Annotated in this window: 17 protein-coding genes; 7 read left to right on the forward strand and 10 right to left on the reverse strand. The window is 66.7% G+C overall.

What is annotated here, in order from left to right:
• The first annotated feature begins 236 nt into the window (after positions 1-236).
• Positions 237-563, forward strand: coding sequence for a PadR family transcriptional regulator (locus ACIGJG_RS21130; RefSeq protein WP_224006608.1), 327 nt, complete (start codon positions 237-239; stop codon positions 561-563).
• Between the two features lie 379 nt (positions 564-942).
• Positions 943-2337 (forward strand): hypothetical protein, encoded by a 1395-nt coding sequence (locus ACIGJG_RS21135; protein WP_483673869.1) that lies wholly within the window; start codon positions 943-945, stop codon positions 2335-2337.
• Positions 2338-2468: 131 nt separating this feature from the next.
• Here the strand turns inward: ACIGJG_RS21135 and ACIGJG_RS21140 are convergent, their stop codons facing one another.
• The 4 genes from ACIGJG_RS21140 to ACIGJG_RS21155 all read right to left on the reverse strand — a co-directional run bounded on the left by ACIGJG_RS21140 (position 2469) and on the right by ACIGJG_RS21155 (position 9720).
• On the reverse strand, positions 2469-3491 hold the full coding sequence (locus ACIGJG_RS21140; RefSeq protein ID WP_483673871.1) for a putative 2-aminoethylphosphonate ABC transporter substrate-binding protein: 1023 nt from the start codon (positions 3489-3491) through the stop codon (positions 2469-2471).
• Between the two features lie 38 nt (positions 3492-3529).
• Complete coding sequence (locus ACIGJG_RS21145) at positions 3530-5272, reverse strand: putative 2-aminoethylphosphonate ABC transporter permease subunit (protein ID WP_483673872.1); 1743 nt, start codon at positions 5270-5272, stop codon at positions 3530-3532.
• Positions 5269-6363: a putative 2-aminoethylphosphonate ABC transporter ATP-binding protein gene (locus ACIGJG_RS21150; protein WP_140950417.1), complete on the reverse strand. Its 1095-nt coding sequence runs from the start codon at positions 6361-6363 to the stop codon at positions 5269-5271. Before ACIGJG_RS21150 ends, ACIGJG_RS21145 begins: the two co-directional genes overlap by 4 nt.
• A gap of 126 nt (positions 6364-6489) precedes the next feature.
• Positions 6490-9720 carry a bifunctional diguanylate cyclase/phosphodiesterase gene (locus tag ACIGJG_RS21155; protein ID WP_483673873.1) on the reverse strand — a complete coding sequence of 1077 codons (3231 nt, stop codon included), beginning with the start codon at positions 9718-9720 and terminating at the stop codon, positions 6490-6492.
• Positions 9721-10015: 295 nt separating this feature from the next.
• Here ACIGJG_RS21155 and ACIGJG_RS21160 point away from each other — a divergent pair, with 295 nt between their 5' ends.
• A complete protein-coding gene (locus tag ACIGJG_RS21160; protein WP_011301629.1) occupies positions 10016-12007 on the forward strand; it encodes a sensor domain-containing diguanylate cyclase in 1992 nt (663 codons plus the stop codon).
• Here the strand turns inward: ACIGJG_RS21160 and ACIGJG_RS21165 are convergent.
• Positions 12001-12396, reverse strand: a complete 396-nt coding sequence (locus tag ACIGJG_RS21165) for a hypothetical protein (protein WP_011301628.1) — start codon at positions 12394-12396, stop codon at positions 12001-12003. The genes ACIGJG_RS21160 and ACIGJG_RS21165 overlap by 7 nt on opposite strands.
• A gap of 282 nt (positions 12397-12678) precedes the next feature.
• Between ACIGJG_RS21165 and ACIGJG_RS21170 the strand changes: the two genes are divergently transcribed.
• On the forward strand, positions 12679-13029 hold the full coding sequence (locus ACIGJG_RS21170) for a four-helix bundle copper-binding protein (RefSeq protein ID WP_011301627.1): 351 nt from the start codon (positions 12679-12681) through the stop codon (positions 13027-13029).
• A gap of 52 nt (positions 13030-13081) precedes the next feature.
• On the opposite strand, the gene ACIGJG_RS21175 is transcribed toward ACIGJG_RS21170, so the two are convergent.
• Positions 13082-13960, reverse strand: a complete 879-nt coding sequence (locus tag ACIGJG_RS21175; RefSeq protein WP_483673875.1) for a LysR family transcriptional regulator — start codon at positions 13958-13960, stop codon at positions 13082-13084.
• A gap of 142 nt (positions 13961-14102) precedes the next feature.
• On the opposite strand from ACIGJG_RS21175, the gene fumC reads away from it, so the two are divergent.
• Entirely contained in the window at positions 14103-15509 is a 1407-nt protein-coding gene (gene fumC, locus ACIGJG_RS21180) for a class II fumarate hydratase (RefSeq protein ID WP_011301625.1), read from the forward strand.
• A gap of 71 nt (positions 15510-15580) precedes the next feature.
• A complete protein-coding gene (locus tag ACIGJG_RS21185; protein ID WP_483673877.1) occupies positions 15581-16525 on the forward strand; it encodes a pseudouridine-5'-phosphate glycosidase in 945 nt (314 codons plus the stop codon).
• Between the two features lie 24 nt (positions 16526-16549).
• Here the strand turns inward: ACIGJG_RS21185 and ACIGJG_RS21190 are convergent, their stop codons facing one another.
• The 4 genes from ACIGJG_RS21190 to ACIGJG_RS21205 form a co-directional block, all read right to left on the reverse strand.
• Entirely contained in the window at positions 16550-16738 is a 189-nt protein-coding gene (locus ACIGJG_RS21190) for a hypothetical protein (RefSeq protein ID WP_011301623.1), read from the reverse strand.
• 87 nt (positions 16739-16825) lie between these two features.
• A complete protein-coding gene (locus tag ACIGJG_RS21195; protein WP_483673878.1) occupies positions 16826-17818 on the reverse strand; it encodes a tripartite tricarboxylate transporter substrate-binding protein in 993 nt (330 codons plus the stop codon).
• Positions 17819-17847: 29 nt separating this feature from the next.
• Complete coding sequence (locus ACIGJG_RS21200; protein ID WP_220630629.1) at positions 17848-19350, reverse strand: M81 family metallopeptidase; 1503 nt, start codon at positions 19348-19350, stop codon at positions 17848-17850.
• Positions 19351-19377: 27 nt separating this feature from the next.
• A complete protein-coding gene (locus ACIGJG_RS21205; RefSeq protein WP_220630630.1) occupies positions 19378-20364 on the reverse strand; it encodes a Bug family tripartite tricarboxylate transporter substrate binding protein in 987 nt (328 codons plus the stop codon).
• A gap of 139 nt (positions 20365-20503) precedes the next feature.
• Here ACIGJG_RS21205 and ACIGJG_RS21210 point away from each other — a divergent pair, with 139 nt between their 5' ends.
• Positions 20504-21541 carry a LysR family transcriptional regulator gene (locus ACIGJG_RS21210; RefSeq protein WP_220630631.1) on the forward strand — a complete coding sequence of 346 codons (1038 nt, stop codon included), beginning with the start codon at positions 20504-20506 and terminating at the stop codon, positions 21539-21541.
• Positions 21542-21556: the final 15 nt, after the last annotated feature.

The following is a 21556-nucleotide window of genomic DNA, read 5'->3' on the forward strand; positions in this document are numbered from 1 at the left end:
CGCGTGACAACGCCACTTCGATCAAACTAAAATCTGGTCTGCGCCAGAGTTAATTGACCCCTCCGACGCATTCCCGACAAGCCGCCAGACTCTGGCGGCTTCTTTTTTGCCGAAACGAGGCGCAAGCTATCAGTTCCGGCATGCCACCCCAGTTGTTGTGACCTCCGTGTCAGGCGCATGCTTCACATTGCGCAACTTGCGTCAACCAGCTTTCCCCGTTCCGCGTTGCCTGCCACATGAAACGACAGTTCCTGGGCTTGCTCGCCCGCGTTTACGTCCTGCAGTTCGCCATGGAAGTCCCCGCGACCGTGGCCATGCTTGCAGAAATGTTGATGGAATACGGCTTCCAGGTCGATATCGGCACGGTGCGGCCTCTGCTGCGCGCGTTGCAGATGGAGGGGTATCTGCAGTCCGTGCTCCGGGATGGGATCGGGCGAGTCTATCTGCTCACGGAGCAGGGACGCGAAGAATTGCGGGCCAGCCGGGAGCGGATTGACGATCTGTATCGGCGCTTGCACGCGCCCGATGCCGTAGGTAGCGAGTCTGTGACCGGGCCGGCCTGAGACCAGCTTGCGCCAGGTCTTCCACGATTTTCTTCTTGCTTCCGCCGGCACCCGGCGCGTACCTGTTTCTGCGGGCTACGGAGCCGACAGACCGGACATGGAAGAACGATCCGGTCCCTGAAGTGCCACTCGAAGGGCACGGAGCCGTGTACGACGACATTGCAGGGACACGCTAGCGTCGCCTATGCTGTCCATGCGGCAGGCACAAAGTGCTCGCGACGCGATGTGGCAAAAGAAGAAGACGAAACACTCCCGCAACGGAGTGCCGCGCACCCGCGCATAGAGACGCGGCGCGCTCAATGGGCGTTAGTGCAGTCAAGGGGTAGTGACTATCGCACACGGGCGATGCATGCTCGTGGGCAGGATAATCCGGTGACCCATGGCAGATACTTTCCTGTTCAGCAAGCCGTTCACATTTCTTGCCTGTCCGGGCATGTCGGAAATCCGGGCGGGTGTCGAGGCGCTGGAAGCCCTTCCGGGGCATTTGTTCTGGCTCGAGAACGAAGATTTCATCCGCCGGATTCACGTGGCCGATTTCCGCGAGCAGAGCCGCGCGGCGCTGGACACGGCCATGCCCGGTGGCGTAGCGCTGATCGATGCGCTGGCGGACGAGATCCGCGGCAACGTCAATTTGCTCCCGGCCCTTCAAGACCTCGATACCGAAGTCGCCGCCCTTGCTCACTCGTATTGCTATTGGCACTACTCTGCCGATGTGCTCGGGCGCTCCCAAGGCATTCCACGCAGTTCGATAGAAAGACAATTCGAGCGCGCAGTCGCGCCGCGTGATGGTGCGCACAAGCTGCAGTGGATGTGCCCGTGTTGCGATGGACGGGCACACTACCAGGTCGACGGCTTGCTCGCGACCCAGAGGCCGGCGCGACAGGGCGGCTTTGCCATCGAATGTCCCCACTGCGGACATCAGGAGCGGCTCTATGCGGGATTCCTGCATGCGGGGCGGCTGGAATGCAACTGCGCGGTTTGCAAAAGCGTCGTCCAGACGCTGGCTCTGCAGCTGGCGAGGCCCGCACGCAAGCTGTCGGAGAACCTCGAAGCCTATGCGTGGCGGCATGCCGCAGAAACCGCCGCGGAAATCAGCGAACTCAAGGAAGTCGCCACCCAAAGGCTGGCGCGCGGTGACAAGCCGTCGGAGAACGCGATGGCTTTTGCATTGGCCGTCCTGTCGAATGAGCATCGCCCGATGCCGGAACTGCTGGCTCAGGTAGATCCCACCCTCGAAGGCAGGCTCGCAAAGAATCCGAGAGCCTGGGCCCTGTTATGCGAGCTGCTGCAGCAGGGTGCGATCGACTGCGAATGCCAAATCTATGATCAGGACGGATGCCAGCGCGCGGCGCTGGAAATCTCCGTGCTCGACGATGATCGTGCGGCGGGGACCGCTATCGCGCAGGATGCGCTCGCGTGTTTGCTAAAGGGTTATCAGCCCTCCGATCGCGACAGCTTCGTCAACTGGATCAAGGCACTGAAGCGCTTGCGGCTTTGCACCACAAGGTCCAGCGCTGCCGTGGACATCAGCTGGAAGCCCAACCTGGGTCATTGCCGTATTCTCTCCGCCCGGCAGCCTTCAGCTGACGATGTTCCGTATGTGTATGCAAGCGGATCGCAGCTGCTGGTCGGGCAGCATGCTCCGGGGCGGGAACGTCCGGTGTACCTCGATGCCGAACTGGAGGCGCTCAGGCTGCTGAAATCGCTTGGTTATATTGTGCTCAGTCCAGAAGATATCCGGTGGCAGCATAATCGCTTGGAAGATCTGCTCTGATCGGACTTAGCGGGATATCTCCGGCGCGTTTTGTGGTTCTTGCCGGATTGCGCGGGTGATGGCTCCTGGCCGCCGCCTTGTTTCACCGGCCGAGAGCGATGACCCCCGGCCAGCCCCATCTTCAACGCCCCTTACTTTTTCTCCGCCTTCCCTTCATACCGCTTGCTCCATTCCGTCAGGATGCGGTCACGATTCGCGCTCGCCCACACAAAATCATTCTTGATCAAGCGCTTCTCATAATCGGCCGGCAGCAAGGCATCCGGCTTGGCAATCCCAGGTACCGCCAGCACCGCGAAGTTCTTCTCATACAAGCCCATGGCCTCACGAGAGGCCGAGAAGTCAGCCAGCTTGCGCGCAGCCTCGAGATTCTTCGTGCCCTTGATAATCGCCGTGGCCTCGATATCCCAGCCCAGGCCTTCGCTCGGCAGCACGATATCGATCGGCGCGCCTTCCTTCTTCGACTTCATCGCACGATATTCAAACGCGATGCCGATCGGGAATTCACCCTGAGCGGCCATCTTGCACGGCTTGGAGCCGGAATGCGTGTACAGGCCGATGTTCTTGTGCAGGGCGTCCATGTAGTCCCAGCCCTTCTTGTCGCCCATCATCTGCAGCCACGCGCTCACATCCAGGAAGCCGGTGCCCGACGACGCCGGATGCGGCATCACGATCTTGCCCGCGTACACCGGCTTGGTCAGGTCCGCCCACGAGCTCGGCTTGGGCAGGCCCTGCTTCTGCGCTTCGACGGTGTTGAAGCAGATTGCCGCACCCCACACATCCATGCCGACCCATGCCGGCGGATTGGCCGCGCTGCGGTACTGCGCGTCGATCGCGGCGATGTTCTTCGGCGCGTACGGCTGCAGCATGCCTTCCTTGTCGAGGATGGCAAGGCTCGAGCCAGCGAGACCCCACACGGCGTCGGCGCGCGGCGCGGCCTTTTCGGCCAGCAGCTTGGCCGTGACGATGCCAGTGGAGTCACGTACCCACTTGATCTCGATATCGGGGTTCACCTTCTCGAACGCGGCCTTGTAGGCGGCGATCTGGTCGGCTTCGAGCGCCGTGTAGACCGTCAGCACGGTGTTGGCGTGAGCCTGGGCGGCGGCCAGCAGCGCGAACGCTGCCAGTGCGGTGGCGGTGCGGGTGATGCGGGACATGGTTTCTCCTTTGGGTAAGCCTTGGGTACGCGATTGGTTCAAGCCGGCCGGCGCCAGGCCTGTGTGCGGCGCAGCCAGCCGGCGGAGGCGGCGTGCAGCAGCAGCGCGGCGACGATGGCGGTCAGCAGGATCAGCGTCGACATGGCAGCGGCGGGCGCGGTGTCGCCCGCGTCGTCCATGTTCAGCACGGAGATTGCGGCCAGCACGGTGTCGGAGCTGTACAGGAAGATCACCGCCGAGACCGTGGTCATCGACGACACGAACAGGTAGCGGAAGATGTCGAGGATGGCCGGCAGGCAGATCGGCACGGTCACGCGCCAGCACGTCACCAGCGGCGCCACGCCGAGTGACAGCGCTGCGGCTTCGAATTCCGTGTCGAGCTGGCGCAGCGCGGCCGCCGCGGTCAGGTGGCCGGTCGTGTAGAAGTGCGTCACATTGCAGAGCACCAGCAAGGCCATGGTGCCGTACAGCCCATGCAGCGGATTGTCCGGGGCATTGAAGAAGAACACGTAGCCGAGGCCGAGCACGAGGCCGGGCACCGCCATCGGCAGCAGGAAGCCGCCTCGCAGCACCGCGTGCAGCCACGCCGGGCCGCGCGTGCGCTCGGTCAGCCACGCGCCGAGGAAGATGATCGCGGCACCAGCGATGGCGGTCATCAGCGACAGCTTCAGGCTGTTGCGATAAGCCAGCCAGCCGCCGCCATCCATATTGTCGAAGTCATAGTGGCCGAGCGTGAGCTGCAGGTTGTACGGCCACAGCTTCACCAGCGACGCGCCCACTGCCGTCGCCAGCACGGTCAGCAGCGCCGCGCTGACGGCGGCTACCATGAGCAGGCAAATGGCATCGCGCACGCGGTCGGGCCTGGGCATATAGACCTGCGCGCGGCTGCTCATCTGCGCGCGCTGGCGGCGCTGCATGGCCATGTCGACGCCAAAGGTCAGCAGCGCCGGCAGCAGCAGCAACATGCCGATCAGCGCGCCCGTGTCGAACTTCTGCTGGCCGACCACGGCCTTGTAGGCCTCGAGCGCCAGGACCGGGTAGCCGCCGCCGACGACCTTGGGCACGCCGAAATCCGTGATCACCAGCGTCACCACCAGGCAAGCCGCCGCGAACAAACCCTGGCGCGCGCCGGGCAGCGTCACGGTGCAGAAGGTGCGCCACGGGCTCGCGCCCATGGCACGCGCGGCCTCGTAAAGGCGCGCATCGGCCAGCGACAGCGTGGCGACCAGCACCATCAACGCATGCGGAAAGGTGTAGAAGGCCTCGCCGAGCAAGATGCCCCAGAAGCCATAGATGCCGCCTGCGCCGAAGACCTGCCTGAAGATGCCCTGGTTGCCGAACAGATAGACCAGCGCGATGGCCGGCAACAGCGACGGCGCAAACAGCGGCAGCAGCGCAATGCCGCGCCACAGCGGACGCACGGCGATGCGCGAACGCTGCAGCGCATAGGCGAAACCGAAGGCGAGCGGCACCACCACCGCCACAGTCGCCAGCGACACCGCCACGCTGCGGCCCAGCAGTGGCAGGAAATTGGGATTGGCGAACAGTTCCGCCAGCCGGGTGCCAAGCGCCCACTGCCCGGCACCGTCGAACCATGCCTGGCGGAACAGCGCCACCAGCGGCAACAGCAGCGCAATGGCCCCGCCCAGCAGCCACAGCCATTTCATGGCGGCAGGCGCGCGATGGGCGAGCCCCGCTCCGGTGGCGCGCTGCGGCACGGAGGCGTGGTCAGCCACGGGCGCGGCAGCGAGGCCGGTAGTCTCTTGAGCGACCCGGTTCATGCGAACACCCGCAGGGCCGCCGCCGGCAGCGAAATCCAGAACTTCTGCGCGCCCGCGTCGGGCAGGAGGTGGCGTTGCGCGCGCGGCACGTCGGCAAACAGGATCGTGCCCGGCAGGCGTTCGGCTTCCAGCGCCACGCGGTAGCGGCTGCCCAGGAACGTATGGTCGACCACGCGGGCCAGCAGCCGGTTCGCTTCGCCGTCGGCGGCGTGCAGGCGCACGGCCTCGGGGCGGCAGCACAGGCGTCCGGATTCGGGCATGCCATTGGGCAATGCCACTTCGAGGTCCACGGCAAGGCTGCCGCCCCCGACCACGAAGCGCCCCGGGGCGCCGCGCCGGCCGTGCAGCCAGTTGGCCTGTCCGACAAAATTGGCGACAAACGCCGAGGCCGGCTGCTCGTAGATCTGCACGGGGGTGCCTGACTGGACGATGCGCCCGCCGTCCATCACGGCGATGTGGTCGGCCATGGCCATCGCCTCTTCCTGGTCATGGGTGACCATCACCGTGGTGATGTTCAGGCGGCGCTGGAGCTGGCGCAGTTCGGTGCGCAGGTGTTCGCGCACGCGCGCGTCGAGTGCGGACATCGGCTCGTCAAGCAGCAGCAACGACGGTGCCGGCGCCAGCGCGCGGGCCAATGCGACGCGCTGCTGCTGGCCACCGGAAAGCTGGCCGGGGAACTTGTGCTCGCTGCCGGGCAGGCCGATCAGGTCGAGCATTTCGGCGACCCGGGCATCACGGCGGGCGCGGCCCATACCGCGGCCGTGCAGGCCGTACGCCACATTGGCGGCGACGGTCAGGCTCGGAAACAGCGCGTACGACTGGAACAGGATGCCGTAGTCACGCGCCTGCGGCGGCAACCGGGTCAGGTCGCGGCCACCCGCGTGAATACGGCCCGCGTCCTGGCGCTCAAGCCCGGCAATGATGCGCAGCAGCGTGCTCTTGCCGCAGCCCGAAGGCCCCAGCAGGCACAGCAACTCCCCTTGTCCGACCGACAGCGAAACGCCGTCCAGCGCCGCAAATGCGCCAAAGCGCTTGCTGACCTCATCCACCGCCAGGAACACCCGGCCCTCCCCGGGCTTGCCTGCCTGCATCACGCCATCTCCGCCAATCCATTGAAACGGACGCCAGCTTAGGCAGGCGATATGCCAGGCGTGTGGCAGAACGGCAAACTTATCCGATGGGGCTATCGGCCGTTTTTTGGCTTCGGAGGATGCGGCTCAGGCGGGGTCGCGGTCAGTACCGGTTTCGGCGCTCGCACCGGTCTCGGACCAGGCGTCGGCGGGCAGCATGCGCTCGAAGCCGCTGTCGAGCACCTCGCGCAGCGTGTCGGGGCCGACCGCGCGGCAGAACAGGTAGCCCTGCAGCGCATCGCAGCCCTGGGCGCGCAGGAACTCGAACTGCGCCATGGTTTCCACGCCTTCGGCCACGACCTTGAGGTGGAGCTGGTGGCCCAGCGCGATGATCGCCGCCGCGACCACCTGGTCGTGTCCGGGCGTGGCCACGTCATCAACGAAGGACTTGTCGATCTTCAACCGGCTGATCGGCAGGCGCGTGAGATAGTGCAGGCCCGAATAGCCTGTGCCGAAGTCGTCGATCGACAGCTGCACGCCCAGTTCGCGCAGCCGCAGGAAGGTGTCGATCGTGGTCTCGCCCCCTTCGACAAGGATGCCTTCCGTCACTTCGATGGTCAGGCTGCCCGGCGGCAGGCCTGCCTGCTGCAAGGTGCGTGCAACGAGGTCGGGGAATCCCGGCTGGCGCAGCTGCAGCGGGGAAATGTTCACGGCCACCTCGATGTCGCGGCCGAGCGCCGTGCGCAAGGCCTGGATGTCGCTGCAGGCCGTGGCCAGCGCCCATTCGCCGAGCGCGCCGATCAGGCCGCATTGCTCGGCAATGGGAATGAACTCGGACGGCTGCATCATGCCGCGTTCAGGCGTATGCCAGGCCATGAGCGCCTCGACGCCGGTCACGGCCAGCGTGCTCGTATCGACGATGGGCTGGTAGCGCAGCGTGAATTCCTGTTCGTCGACCGCGCGGCGCAGCAGCCCTTCAATCGTCAGGCGCGCGAGCGAGGCTTCGGCCATCTCGCTGGCAAAGCGGCGCAGCTGCGCGCGGCCGCCCTGCTTGGCGGCATACAGCGCGGCATCGGCCGACTTGAGCAGGTCGGTCAGCGATTCGCCGTCGGCCGGGAACATCGCAATGCCCAGCGATGGCGTCACGCGCAGGCGCTGCCCGCCGATCTCCAGCGCTTCGGACACCCGCGCGAGAATTTTTGAGGCCGCCAGCTCCGCCTCGGTGTCATGGCGCAGGCCGCCCAGCACGACCGCGAACTCGTCGCCGCCCATGCGCGCGACCAGGTCGCCCTGGCGCACCGCGGCCTTGAGCCGGTCGGCAATGGTGCGCAGCACGTCATCGCCGACCGGGTGGCCGAGCGAATCGTTGATGTGCTTGAAATGATCAAGGTCGAGCAGCAGCAGGGCCACGCGCTCGCCGTGGCGCCGCGCGTGCAGCAGCACGGCTTCGCAGCGCTCGGTCAGCTCGGCGCGATTGGGCAGCCCGGTCAGCGCATCGTGCAGCGCCAGGTGGCGAATGTATTCATCCACGCGGTGGCGCTCGGTCAGGTCGCACGCAATGGCCTGGTACTGGCGCGGCTGGCCGTCTTCGGCAGGCAGTTCGCGCAGCGTGACCTGCACCGGCACGCGCGAGCCGCCCTTGCGCACCCACGTCCATTCACGTTCGTCGACCAGCCCGAGGCGGGCCTTGGCCACCAGCGCGGGCAGCCCCGGCGCGATGGTCTCGCCAAGCTCGCGCGTCAGGTCGCGCGCACGCTCGGCCAGTTCGTCTGCCACGTGCAAATCGGCATAGCGTATGCCTGCGCCCTGCGCCGGGCCGGGATACCAGAGCATGTGCTGGCCGGTGCGATTGATATCGGTGATGCAGCCGTCTTCATCGAAGGTGATGACGCACATCGGCGCGTGGTCGGCCAGGCTCGCATAGCGCCCGGCCTGTACGGCGGCCTGCTGGCGCGCGTGCCACAGTTCGTCGAGGTCGGTCAGGATCCAGAGCGAGCGGGCAGGCTCGCCGGCGTTGGCGCCGGGCAGGCGCGCCATGCCGGCCCGCAACGGGAAACGGCTGCCGTCCACACGCACGCCCTGGAGTTCGCGCTGTGCCGATGCCTGGGCAGACGGCGCGACGGACGCCATGGCGATGCCGGCCACGCCTGGAACCAGGTCGGCCAGCGCCCTGCCCTGCAGGCCGTCGATGCCGGCGCCGAAGAGCTGCATTGCGCGCGGGCTCGCGCTGAGCACCTTGCCGTCGGCATCGGTCACGAGAAAGCCGTCAGGGGCCAGCGCCATGCAAGCCTGCAGCATCGCATGGTCGGCGTCCCGCCGGCTATCGGCCGCCGCCGCGTCCCGCCGCGCCGCCTGGCCCCGGCGTGCGAGCGCAAAGGTCAGCAGCACCATCAGGAACGTGGCCAGCGCCCCGGCGGCGGCGGCCATGCGGGCGCGATCGCCGCCGTGGGCCGCTTCGAACGCCGGCCGGGTCGACGCATGCAGGGTCCAACCGCGTCCGCCATAGTCGAAATGGCGCTCGCCGGCCAGCATCGGCGTAGCGCCGTCGTCGCGCCGCTCGCCATCGGTGAGGTCGCCCGACACCTTGCTGCCGCGTACGCTGCCGGAGCCCTCGTGAAGCGACAGCACCAGCTCGCCGGCGCCGCGTCCCGCCACGCTGCGCATCAGGTCGCCCAGGCGCAGCGACGCATAGACGTAGCCGACAACCGCCGCGCGCCGCTGCTCGACGCTGCTCAGCGCCTCACCGCTGCCGTAAATGGGCACGAACACCAGCGCGCCAAGCTGGTGCGTCGATGACTCGGCTTCACGCAGCAGTTCCAGCGCGCTCGTGGCACGCGGCTCGCCGCTGTCGCGCGCGGCCTCCAGGGCGGCGCGGCGCGCCGGGTCGGACAGCATGTCGAAGCCCAGCACACGGGCGTTGCGCCCAGCCAACGGCTCGATATAGAAGACCGGGGCATAGAGATCGCGCGCGCCCGTGGGATGGATCGCGTAGTCGGACAGGCCGTCGCGGCGCGCGGCGACAGCCAGGCGGGCAACCCCGTCGCGCCGCACCACGGGGGCATAGCCGACGGACTGCGTGCCGGGCGGCAGTTCGTCGAGTTGGGCCGCATACAGGTAGTTGCGCCACTGGGTTCGCGATGTCGCCGGATTGGCCGTCATGAGGCCCGCCACGCCGCGCAGGAGCTGGTCGTTCTCCTGCAGCCGCGCGCGCAGCGCGACTGTGGCGTCGGTCAGCAGCGCGTCGAAGCGCTGCTGCGCCAGGCGCTGCTCGGGTTGCGCCACCTGCCGCCATGCAGCAACCGTCAATAGCGTACCGCCCGCGGCAACGAGCAGCGCGAGCAAGGCGGGCACGGCGGACGTCGGCAAACGCAGTTTCATGGCGGAGGGCATTCGTGGGATCGCCGCACGGCGCGCACCCGCGCCTGGCAGGCAACGGGCACTATACCTTGGCGCGCCGCAAAGCACAGCCCCGCATTGGAGCGTTTCCACACAGCGAGGGCACAGGCTGTCGGGGAAATTCCCCTCGCACCGCATTGTCAACCCCCACACATTGCCCACCTGCGGGGATCGTGCCGGGTATGGTAGGGTAGTGCCGCAGGCGTTCCGCCGTGCGCATCGCCTGCCCGGACCCTGGCCCCCGCGCGGCAAGCCGAATTCCGAACATCGCCCCCGCATGCCTGTCTTCTTGCCTTCGCTGAAAGCGCGTATCGCGTTGATCACCACGGTCCTGGCCGCGGTGTTCGGCACCGGCATCGTGCTGACGTCGCTGTTCGCCGCGCACCGCGACCTGCAAGACGTGCTGCAGGACGAGCAGGACTCCATCGTCAAGCTGTCCGCGGACCAGCTCGACACTGCCATGGAAGACCGCATCATGCTGCTGAGGCAGCAGGCCGCGCAGCTTGGCGGCCTGTTTGGCACGGCGCGCGGCGCGCAGGCCCCCGCGGCAATGGCGCAGGCGCTGGCGCAGGTACGACGCGCCATTCCGGTCCCCGGTGCGTTCAATTCACTGATGGTCGTTGACGCGCGCGGCACGGCGCTCGGCGACAGCGGGATGGTCACCGAGGTGGGCGACCGCACCTATTTCCGCGAAGCCGCACGCACGCTCGCCCCCGTGATCAGCCCGCCGATCCGCGCGCGCACCAACGACCGCCTCGGCGTGATCGTCGCCGTGCCGGTCCTGTCCGCGCAGGGACGCTTTGCCGGCCTGGTCGGCGGCTGGCTCGACCTGGCTCGTTCGAACTTCCTGGTCGAGGTGCTGCACAACCGGTTGGGCACCACGGGCTTCTACTGCCTGGTCTCCGCGGGCAGCCGCCCCGTCTACATACAGCATCCCGACCCGACCCAGGCGCGCCAGCCAGCCCGCGCGATCGGCGACACCTGTGGCCAGGACGATCGCGCCGCCACGTTGGAATTCCTGACACCCACGCGCCCCGTAGTCTCGCGCTACCTGATGTCCACGACGGGCTGGGAACTGGTGGCGCTGCTGCCCGCGCACGAGGCCTACGCGCCGCTGCACCGCATGCAGCAACGCTTCCTGATCCTGGCGGGGCTGGCGCTGCTGCTGGTGGCCGCGTCCATCTGGCTGGCCGTGCGCCTTCTGCTGGCGCCGCTGACGCGGCTGCATGAAGTGGTCAGGGACAGCGCGTCCGACCTGTCCGCGTTCGAGCGGCTGCCCGAGCGGCAGCACCGCGACGAGATCGGCGACCTTGCGCGCGCCTTCACCCGCCTGATGCGCGACGTGCGCGAACGCCGCCAGGAACTGGACCGCAGCGAGCGGCGCCTGCGCGCGGTGACCGACACGCTGCCGTCGCTGCTGGCCTTCATCGACACGGACGAGCGCTATGTGTTCAACAACATTGCGTACGAGCACACCTTCGGCCTGACGCTGGAGGAATTGCGCGGCAAGACCGTGCGCGAGGTATTGGGCGAAACGCGCTATGCCAGGGCCCAGCCTTTCCTGCAGCGCGCACTGGCCGGCGCCGTGGTGACCTTCGAGTCCGAGGAAAACGAACCCGAGTACCACTGCATGGAAACCAGCTACCGGCCCGAATGGAGCGCGGATGGCAGCGAGGTGGTCGGCGTGCATATCCACGTGCAGGACATTACGCCACGCAAGCTCGAAACCATGCGGCTATCGCATATTTCCAGCACGGACCACCTGACGCAGCTACTGAACCGCAGCGCGTTCGAAAGCCGCCTGCAGGATGCCATGGCGCGATGCCGCGAAAGCGGCGGCATGATGGCGCTGCTGTACCTGGACATGGACCGCTTCAAGGCGGTCAACGACATCCATGGCCATGCGGCCGGCGACCTGCTGCTGCAAGCCTTCGCCAAGCGCGTGCTAGGCTGCGTGCGCAAGCAGGATGCGGTGGCGCGGCTCGGCGGCGACGAATTCGCGGTGATCCTCGAGAGCGTTGGCCATGCGGCCGCGGCGCGCAGCGTGGCTACCGACATCCTGTGCGCGGTGGGCCAGCGCTTTCACTTCGAAGGCATGTTCGCCGATATCGACGTGAGCATCGGCGTGGCGCTGTACGATGGCGGCCCGATGCAGGAGCGCGAACTGATGCGCCTGGCCGATGTGCTGCTCTACCGCGCCAAGGGCGCGGGACGGGGCCGCTACGAGATCGGCCCCCCGGAACTGATTACCGCAGACAGCGCTCAGTGAACCGTGCCGCGCGGTGTGCCGCCCGAGCCACCCGCGTCGCCAGCATCCTCACCGGCGTCACTGCCGGGCTCATACGGCACATGGCGTCCGTCGCTGGACTGGTAGCCGAGTTGCGCGTCGGCGCCCAGCATCTTCTGCCACGCAATCATCGCCTCGGCCACCGAGTTCGGTTCGCCCTTGAAGACGACCACGTCGTTGCCGCATGCCGGACACTGCCCGCCAAAGACGGCGTCGATGCCGGGCAAGCCGGGCACGTCGAGCTCATCGAATTCCTGGAAGGCCGTCTTGCAGTGGCCGCAGACCAGTTGCGCCGGGCGCAGGGCCTCTTTCTTCGCGCGTGCCGCTTCGGCCCGCTCCTGGGGCGTACCCCTTCGTTTTGCCTCGCCCATGATGTCCTTCCTTTCCTGCCTTGGTGTGGAATGCCGCCTTTCCGATTAGAGCATGGCGGGGGGCGGCAAGTGCCGCTGCCCTGCGGGCTCCCGCGACATGTTCGGAGGCACAGGTCGCATTGTAGATCACTGCTGTGCAGCATACCCGTCCCGGCAGGACCCGTTTGCGCCTGCTATTGTGGATAACGGTTGCCTGCGGCATCCGTTCCGGTCACCGCGCGCGCCGTCTCTGTGTTGTCTCTTACCGCATGCCGTCACCGATCCCCCAAGGAGGACGCTCCCATGATCCGACCCACCGTGCAGGAAAACGCCGCCCGCTACGCCGACTGCATTGCCGCCTGCAATGCCTGCGCCGCCGCCGCGCTCAAGTGCGCCGCGGCATGCCTGGAAGAGCCCGACGTGCGCAAGATGGCGCGCTGCATCGCGCTGGACATGGACGTCGCCGGCATTGCGCAGCTCGCCGCGTCCTACATGCTGCGCAACAGCGAGTTTGCCCCGTTGGTCTGCGAAGACTGCGCCGAAGTCTGCAAGTGGTGCAAGGAAGAGTGCGAACGGCACGACGCCGAGCATTGCCAGGAATGCGCCCGTGCTTGCGCGGCCTGCATGGAAGCCTGCCTGAAGATGACGGCCTGACCGAGCCAATAGTGCGCGTGGCGGGTGCCGCTTTCCTCACACCTGCTGCGCGCTAATCCTCGGTTCTCTTCCCGGCTGGCTCCGCAAGCGAGACAAACGCATCGATGAGCCGGGCCTGCCGACGTTCGCGCAGGCAGTACATGTACTCGTGCAATTGCGGCGATCCGCCCGTGAAGTGCAGCACGCGCAGGTCCGCGTGGCTCGGCACTTCATGCAGCGCGATCACCGACACGCCGAGATTGCGCACCACGGCCTCGCGAATCGACTCGCGGCTGCCGATTTCCATCTGGGAACCAGGCACGACATTGGCCTCGGCCAGCATCTGCTCGGTCGCGATGCGCGTGGTGGATCCCGCTTCCCGCATCAGCAGCCGGCACCCAGCGAGTGCGGCGGCGGTGATTTCGGTTCGCCCGGCCAAAGGATGGGTGCGATGCACGACCAGCACGAGCGGATCCACGCCCAGCAGCAGCCGCGACAGGCGCGGGTCATCCACGAAATTGGACGACATGGCCACGTCCACGCGGTACTCCTGCAGGGCATTGAGCATTTCCTGCGAGTTGCCCATCTCGACCGTGACGTCGATGGCCGGATAGCGTGCGCTGAAGCGGCGGATGAGGTCCAGCACATAGTACGGCGCGGTGGCGCCGATGCGCAGGCTGCCCGTGCGCAGGTCGCCCGAATGGCGCAGGAAGAAATCGATTTCCGTTTCCTGCTGGACCAGCGTCTCGACCTTGGGCAGCAGCGTCAGCCCCGCATCGGACAGCGCCAGACGCCTGCCGCCGCGGTGGAACAGCTCGACGCCATAGGCCTCTTCGAGCGCGCGGATCTGCGCGGTGATGGTCGGCTGCGACAAGCCCAGCCGCTTGGCGGCCTGCGTCACGCTGCCGATGCGAGCCACCATGAAGAACGACTTGAGCTGGGCGATAAGCATGCTGGTGGCAGGGGAATGGCGTAAGAATGGCGTGAGTGCCGGTCACAATGAAGCACTATTCTAGAGGACGGCCACGTGACGGGCCGCCAGATGGCCATGCACCGCGTCCGTCTCTCTCTCCCTCGTAGCCAGGAGCTTGTCAATGTCCGCACCGTCTTCCTCCGCCACCCGCATCGAAAAAGACAGTCTCGGCGATGTGCCAGTCCCCGCCGACCACTTGTGGGGGGCGCAGACCGAACGCTCGCGCCAGAATTTCCGCATCGGCAATGAAAAGATGCCGCCGGCGCTGATTGAAGCGTTTGCCATCCTCAAGCTGTGTGCCGCGCGCGCCAACCGCGAGCTTGACGTGCTGCCACAGGAATTGGCAGGCGCCATCGAGCAAGCAGCAAGCGAAGTGATCGAAGGCCGCTGGCCCGATGAATTCCCGCTTTCGGTGTGGCAGACCGGCTCTGGCACGCAGACCAACATGAACCTCAACGAGGTCATCGCCAACCGCGCCATCCAGCTGCTTGGCGGGCAGGTCGGCAGCAAGAAGCCCGTGCACCCGAACGACCACGTCAACGCGAGCCAGTCGTCCAACGACAGCTTCCCGACGGCCATGCACATCGCCGCCACGCGCGCGATCCAGCAGAAGCTGCTGCCCGCGCTCGAGACGCTGCAGCAGACGTTCGCGCGCAAGGTCGATGCGTTCGCCGACATCGTCAAGGTCGGCCGCACGCACCTGCAGGATGCCGTGCCGCTGACGCTCGGCCAGGAGTTCTCTGGCTATATGACGCAGGTCGCCGATGCCCAATCGCGGTTGCAGCAGGCCATGCTTCGCGCGATGCCTGTCGCGCAGGGCGGCACGGCGGTGGGCACCGGCCTGAACGCGCCGCCGGGATTCGCCGCCGCATTCGCGCGCGCGCTGGCCGACTACACCGGCCTGCCATTCGAGCCCGCACCGAACCGCTATGCGCTGCAGGCCGCCCACGATGCGCTGGCCGACCTGTCCGGCGCCCTCAATACGACGGCCTCATCGTTCCTGAAGATCGCGCGCGATTTCATGCTGCTGGGCTCGGGCCCGCGCGCCGGCTTTGCCGAACTGCAGCTTCCGGCCAACGAACCGGGTTCGTCGATCATGCCGGGCAAGGTCAATCCGACGCAGGCGGAAGCGCTCGCCATGGTCTGCTGCCGCGTGATCGGCAACCACACCACGGTCACGCTGGCGAATGCGCTCGGCACGCTCGAACTCAATGCGTACAAGCCGGTGATCGTCTACAGCCTGCTGCAGTCGGTGACACTGCTTGCGGATGCCGCATCGAGCTTCGCCGAACACATGGTCGAAGGCGTGGAAGCCGACCGCGAGCGCATTGCCGAACTGCTCGAACGCTCGCTGATGCCGGTAACCGCGCTCAATCCGCATATCGGCTACGACAAGGCTGCGGAAATCGCCAAGCTGGCCGTCAAGCGCAACCTGTCGCTGCGCGAGGCGGCGATTGCTTCGGGTCATGTAACCGAGGAGCAGTTTGCGCAGTGGATCGATCTGAAGGGGATGACCAAAGAGGTGTAAGGCCTGAGAACGCCGGGGCGCAACTGTCGCTCCGGCAATACCTAACGATCTTGCCTACCGGGAACATCGAATTGTCTACCGACCTCGCCCAATCCTGGCTGACCTTCAGCGCACCGGTTGCCGCAGCGCGTGCCGCGGGTCGGCCGCTCGTCGCACTCGAATCGACGATCATCGCGCACGGCATGCCCTACCCAGAAAACGTGCGGACGGCGCACGAGGTAGAGGCACTGATTCGTGAGCTGGGCGCGGAGCCCGCGACGATCGCGCTGATCGACGGGCGCATCCGCGTCGGCCTGTCGGACGATGAACTCGAACGGCTCGGCCGCTCGGGCAAGGCCCACAAGGTCAGCCGCCGCGACCTGCCCGCGGTGCTGACCAGCGGCGAGCTTGGTGCGACTACCGTGGCGGGCACGATGATCTGCGCGGCGCTGGCCGGCATCGAGGTCTTCGTGACCGGCGGCATTGGCGGCGTGCACCGCGGCGCGCAGGAGACTTTCGATATCTCCGCCGACCTGCAGGAACTTGCGCGAACGTCAGTAGCGGTGGTGTGCGCGGGCGCCAAGTCCATTCTCGACATCGGCCTGACGCTGGAATACCTGGAAACGCAGGGCGTCCCCGTGCTCACTTGCGAGCAAGAAAACTTCGCTGCGTTCTACAAGCGCGACAGCGGTTTTCGCGCGGACTACCGGCTCGACGATCCGGCGGAACAGGCACGCTTTATCCGCACGAAATGGGATCTCGGACTTGCCGGTGGCGTGTTGCTGAGCACGCCAGTGCCAGAGGCGGCGGCCATGGCGTCGGAGGAAATCGATGCGCTGACGCAGCAGGCACTTGACGAAGCGCAGGCGCAAGGCATCACCGGCAAGGCTGTGACACCGTTCCTGCTCGCGCGCATCAAGGCGCTCACCGGTGGCCGCAGCCTGGCCACCAATATCGCGCTGGTGAAGCACAACGCCGAAGTCGGCGCACGGCTCGCACTGGCGCTGGCACAGGCGGCACGCGGCGCAGTGGCCTAGACGCCGCCTCGGGCTGAAATGGCTTCAGTCACCGCTCTTTTCGGGCGGGACTGCCTTGCCCAGCAGCTTGCCGAGCAACCCGGTCTTCGCAGCAGCCTGCCGATCCTTCGTCTTCGGCACGTTGCCGGCGCGGTTGGCACCTGCCTGCTTCATGTTGTTGTTGATCTTCAGGCCCTTGTTTTTTTCGAGGTCGGTTTTCTTCACGGAGGTCATCCCAGGAGTCGATGGGCTGCATTGTACGCAGTAGGGAGACCCCGGCGGCGTATTCGGACAGTGTCCGCCAGCCGGGACGGCCGGGCCTCAATCACTCGCCGTGAACCCCGACGCCTCCACCACGGGCTTCCACTGCGCGCGCTGCGCTTGAATCATCTTGCGCAGTGCCGCGCCGGACTGCCCGTTCATCTCCATGCCCAGTGCGGCCATTTTGTCGCGCACGTCTGGCGTCCGGATCGCCTCGAGCATCGCCTTTTCAATTCGCCCCACCGTTTCCGCAGGCGTGCCTGCAGCAACGAAGGCCGAGTACCAGCCCGATGCCGATTCAAAGCCCGGCGCACCGGATTCCGCGAGCGTCGGCACGTCGGGAAGCAGCGACGTACGCTTTGTGCCCGTAACGCCGAGGAAGCGGATCTTGCCCGCGCGATACAGCTCCATCTGCCCGGCGACGGCGTCGATGCCGAGCGGCAGCGTGCCGCCGATCTCATCGGTCAGCGTCATCACCGCGCCGCGGTAAGCCGTCGGCAACAACGGCACGCCGATTTCCTTGCCCAGCGTCAGCACGCCGAAATGGATCGTGCCGCCTAGCGTGACCAGCCCGACGCCGCCCTTGGCCGGTTCGCGCTTCACCCACGCCAGGTATTCCCGCATGGTGCGATAGGGCTGGTTCACGCTGGTCGACGCCACCAGCGGTACGTCGGCCAGATAGGCAACGGGGACAAGGTCCTTGTCGGGATCGTACGGAAGCTGCTTGTAGGTCAGCGGAAAGATCGTAAACGGCGGCGCAGGCGAGATCAGGATCGTCTTGCCATCGGCGGCCGAGCGCCTGACGGTATCCAGCGCAAGCCTTGCCGATGCGCCGGGACGATTCTCGACCACCACCGGCGTGTTCAGCGACACGCGCAGCTTCTCCGCCAGCGTGCGCGCGAAGATGTCGAGCGCGCCACCGGCGGCGAAGCCGACCACGATGCGCGTGGGCGTGTCACTGGCAGCCGCAACGGCGGCGTGGGGAACGGCACTGGCGCCGAGGGCCAGGCCCAGTATGGCCGCCAGGCGCTTCAGAACAATTCGGAACGGCATTTCGGCAACCTTGGGCAATGCGCAGTCGCTCAGGCGGCCTGCAGCGTGGTGTCGGTTTCGAGCGGATAGATCGGGCGCCGCAGGTTGCGGAATGGGAACAGGCTGTAATCCGAGCTGCAGACACCCGGGCCGGCAACGAGCACGATGTCCTTGGCGATCGGCTCGAACCCTGCGCGGAAATGCTGGCGCGACTTGATCAGCACGTACTTGCGGCGCGACAGGTCGATGCCGGCATGCGTGAATACGCCCGTATCGAACGGCTCCTGCGGCTTCTCGCAGATGACCACGAGCGTGCCTTCCACGTCGAGCACGACGGTGCGGCCGAGGCTCAGCTTCATGCCGGTGAACATCGGCCCGGTCACCTGGTAGTTGCCATCGGTGATGCACTGGACGCGTCCTGTCAGCGTCAATGGGCGGCCCTTCAGGCCCAGCGCCGGCATATCTGTCTTGCCGCCGACGCCGAGCGTCACGGTGCTGCCGACGCCAGCGTCGATCAGCCTCGCCACGGCGGCCGGGTCCCAGAATGGTCCCGCCACCACGCCCTCCAGCCCTTGCCGGAGCACTTCGCCGAGCACCGTCATCTCGTCGGTCGGACCGCCCGCGCCGCAGTTGTCGCCGTGGTCGACCAGGATCACCGGCCCGGTTTCAGCCGTGCGCGCTCGCGCGATCGAGTCCTCCATCGGCTCGATCGGGAACACGAAATCGGCGCGGCGTTCCCAGGCCATGTGGCACAGGTCATCGAGCAATCGGCGCGCGGCATCGGTATGCCCCGCATCGGCGACGATTACGACAGTCAGCCCGGTATGCGGGATGTCAGCCAGCGGGAAGCCGCCGAACACCGACGCGTTCAGCACCTCGCCGTCGCGCTCGGCGGCCATGGCGCGGTCCATGATGTCCTTCATCGGCTGCTCGCGCGGCGTCTGGCGCAGCATGTGCGTGAGCATCGGCAGCGTGCGCCAGAGCATGACGGGCTTGCTCTCGCCGCGCAGCGCCGCCATCAGCGTGCGTGCCGCGCGCGCGCCGGTCTCGTAGACGTCCACGTGCGGATAGGTGCAATAGCCCGCGATGACCGTGGCGTTGTCGATCAGCGCAGCACTGAAGTTCGCGTGGAAATCGAGCGAGACGGCGATAGGCACGTCCGGCGCGACGGCCCGGATGCGTGCTAGCAGCTCGCCTTCGGCATCGGGAAAGCCTTCGGCGACCATCGCGCCGTGCAGGTCGAGCATGACCCCATCGCAACCGTCACGCACGGCGTCGACGATGATGGCCGCCATCGACTCGAATGCGTCGGCTGTGACCACGCCGCTCGGCACGGCGTTGGCCATCAGCGGCATCACGAACTCGTCGCCCTGCTTCTCGACCAGGTCCATGAAAGCCGCCGCCGCGCTATTGGTGCCGCGGCATGCCCGCACCGCGTCTTCGCCGCGCAGCGGACCGTCAGTGGTGCTGCCGCGGTTGAATGCGCGCAGCGGCGTGGGGATCGGCGAAAAGGTATTGGTTTCATGCCGCATCAGGGCAATGACAAAACGCATAACAAAAACTCCGGTACGGGCGAGGCGTCAGTTGGATTCGAGATCGACAGTGCGGGCGATGGCGCCATAGCGCAGCGTCTCGCCCTGCAAGAAGCGCTTGCTCTCGGCGGGCGGCGTCAGCACGGACTCGTAGGCAAGCGTCTGCAGCCGTGCCTGGAAATCCGGCTCCTGGACACTGGCCTTCACTTCCTTGTAGAGGCGGTCGATCGTGTCCGCGGGCGTGCCGGCCTTGACCACGAGTGCCAGGTTGGCGCGGATCTGCAGCGCATCCTTGTCGTCCGGCTTCTGCAATTCCAGGTTCGGGAACTGCGCTACGGGCTTGCCCTGCAGCGCGGCCAGCGGCCGGGCCTTGCCCTCGGTCACATAGCTGATGGAGGAGCCGATTACGTCGACGTGCGCGTAGGTCTGGCCGCCGATCAGGTCCGACATCGCCGGCGGCGAACCGCGATACGGCACGATGGTGAAGTCGAGCCCGTTGCGGCGCTTCCAGTCCGCCAGCCCAAGGTGCGCGGCGCCGGCCACGGTATTGATGCTGATGGATACCTTGCCGGGGTTCTTCCGGATATAGGCCGTCAGTTCGGACAGGTTCATCTCTTTGCGGTCCGCCCGCGCAATGATCCAGTGCGGCACGGTGCTGACGATCGTGACGGGCGTGAAATCGGTGTCGGGGCGGTAACGCAGGCCCTTGATCGTATGCGGGTTGATGTTGAGCGTGCCGTCGCTCGCGAGCAGCAGCGTGTTGCCGTCCGCCTTCTCTTTCAGCACGGACATCGCCCCCGGCACCGTGGCGCCGCCGGCAATGTTCTCCACCACCACGGGCTGGCCAAGGCGCTGCTCGAGCTTGCGCGCCAGCGTGCGCCCGACGATGTCGTACGACCCGCCGGCCGGGAACGGCACCACGAGGCGGAGCGGCCGGTCGGGCCACGTGGCGGCGGTAGCGCACGTCGCGGCCATCATCGCTGCACCAGCAAAAGCCGCCTGAAGGATGGCGGAAAGCCTGCTCGTTCGAATCATCGGTCTCCTTCCGAGGTCTCGGTGCCTCGTCTGCATGTTGCGGATGCGGCCGACTATAGGGGATCCTGTCCTGCACCAAAAGCGAATTAAAATCTCGTCATATTGAGCAAATGGTTAACTTACCGAACGGGCCCATGCCATGGCATTCACCCCCACCGCTGACACGCTGGAATCCGCCAGCTTTCCACTGAGCCGCCTCAAGCTGCGGCACCTGCGCATCATCGTCGCGCTCGGCGAGATGCAGACCGCAGCGTCGGTGGCGGCGCGCTTTCATGTGAGTCCGGCGGCCGTGTCGAAAACCCTCGCCGAAATCGAGGACATCGTCGGCATGCCGCTGTTCGTGCGCGGACGCCGCGGGTTGGAGCTAACCGAAGCAGGGCGCGAACTCGCGACGCACGGTCAGGTGTTGCTCACGCAGCTGGGCCGGCTCGCGGACTCCATGCAGGCGGTACGCGCCGGGAACCAGGGCGAACTGCGGGTCGCGTTCCGGACCATGTCGGTGCAGCCGTTCCTGGCGCAGGCGATGAGCGATTTCTACCGCGACAACCCACGCGTCGAGATAAGCGTGATCGAAGGCGGTATTGGCGAACTGACCGAGCAGTTGCTGCAAGGCTCGCTGGACCTGCTGTTCGCTTATGACGATCCACGGCTGTCGCGGCCCGCGCTGCGCAGCACGCCCGTAGTGCCGGCGCAGAAGGTCGTGATCGTCGCCAGCCCGGACCACCCCTTGCTGGCGCGCCGCAAGTTCACGGCGCAGGCGTTGTCCGAACAGCAGTGGTGCATTCCGGCTGCAGGTTCGCGCATGCTGCATCTGCTGCATACGGCCTTCCATGCGCTCGGTGCGCCGGCGCCATCGCAAGGCATCCGCACGAGCGACGTCGCCGCGACCGCCAGCCTGATGCAGACCGGGCACTACCTGTCGGTGTTCCCGGAGCGCATTGCCGCGCAGCTCGCCTCGGCCAAGGTGGCGCGCGTGCTGCGCTTCGAACTCGACAGCCGTGTCGAACCGGTGGTCGCGGTATGGAACGGCCAGATCACGCCACGTACCGCCGCACACCGCTTTCGCGATTTCGTGCTGCAGCGAGCCACGCAGGACGTCTTGGGCGACGCGGAGCCACTGCTCGCGGCCCGCGCGGTGGCAGCGGCTGGCCTGGCACCGCGCCGCACCCACGGCTAAGCGGGCTGCCCGCCG

This window comes from Cupriavidus sp. C1SS-2L (assembly GCF_057073735.1).

Excerpts from the sequence above, each read along its gene's own strand:
- ACIGJG_RS21130 (WP_224006608.1), top strand. The coding sequence starts at position 237 with ATGAAACGACAGTTCCTGGGCTTGCTCGCCCGCGTTTACGTCCTGCAG.
- ACIGJG_RS21135 (WP_483673869.1), top strand. The coding sequence starts at position 943 with ATGGCAGATACTTTCCTGTTCAGCAAGCCGTTCACATTTCTTGCCTGT.
- ACIGJG_RS21140 (WP_483673871.1), bottom strand. The coding sequence starts at position 3,491 with ATGTCCCGCATCACCCGCACCGCCACCGCACTGGCAGCGTTCGCGCTG.
- ACIGJG_RS21145 (WP_483673872.1), bottom strand. The coding sequence starts at position 5,272 with ATGAACCGGGTCGCTCAAGAGACTACCGGCCTCGCTGCCGCGCCCGTG.
- ACIGJG_RS21150 (WP_140950417.1), bottom strand. The coding sequence starts at position 6,363 with ATGCAGGCAGGCAAGCCCGGGGAGGGCCGGGTGTTCCTGGCGGTGGAT.
- ACIGJG_RS21155 (WP_483673873.1), bottom strand. The coding sequence starts at position 9,720 with ATGAAACTGCGTTTGCCGACGTCCGCCGTGCCCGCCTTGCTCGCGCTG.
- ACIGJG_RS21160 (WP_011301629.1), top strand. The coding sequence starts at position 10,016 with ATGCCTGTCTTCTTGCCTTCGCTGAAAGCGCGTATCGCGTTGATCACC.
- ACIGJG_RS21165 (WP_011301628.1), bottom strand. The coding sequence starts at position 12,396 with ATGGGCGAGGCAAAACGAAGGGGTACGCCCCAGGAGCGGGCCGAAGCG.
- ACIGJG_RS21170 (WP_011301627.1), top strand. The coding sequence starts at position 12,679 with ATGATCCGACCCACCGTGCAGGAAAACGCCGCCCGCTACGCCGACTGC.
- ACIGJG_RS21175 (WP_483673875.1), bottom strand. The coding sequence starts at position 13,960 with ATGCTTATCGCCCAGCTCAAGTCGTTCTTCATGGTGGCTCGCATCGGC.
- fumC (WP_011301625.1), top strand. The coding sequence starts at position 14,103 with ATGTCCGCACCGTCTTCCTCCGCCACCCGCATCGAAAAAGACAGTCTC.
- ACIGJG_RS21190 (WP_011301623.1), bottom strand. The coding sequence starts at position 16,738 with ATGACCTCCGTGAAGAAAACCGACCTCGAAAAAAACAAGGGCCTGAAG.
- ACIGJG_RS21195 (WP_483673878.1), bottom strand. The coding sequence starts at position 17,818 with ATGCCGTTCCGAATTGTTCTGAAGCGCCTGGCGGCCATACTGGGCCTG.
- ACIGJG_RS21200 (WP_220630629.1), bottom strand. The coding sequence starts at position 19,350 with ATGCGTTTTGTCATTGCCCTGATGCGGCATGAAACCAATACCTTTTCG.
- ACIGJG_RS21205 (WP_220630630.1), bottom strand. The coding sequence starts at position 20,364 with ATGATTCGAACGAGCAGGCTTTCCGCCATCCTTCAGGCGGCTTTTGCT.
- ACIGJG_RS21210 (WP_220630631.1), top strand. The coding sequence starts at position 20,504 with ATGGCATTCACCCCCACCGCTGACACGCTGGAATCCGCCAGCTTTCCA.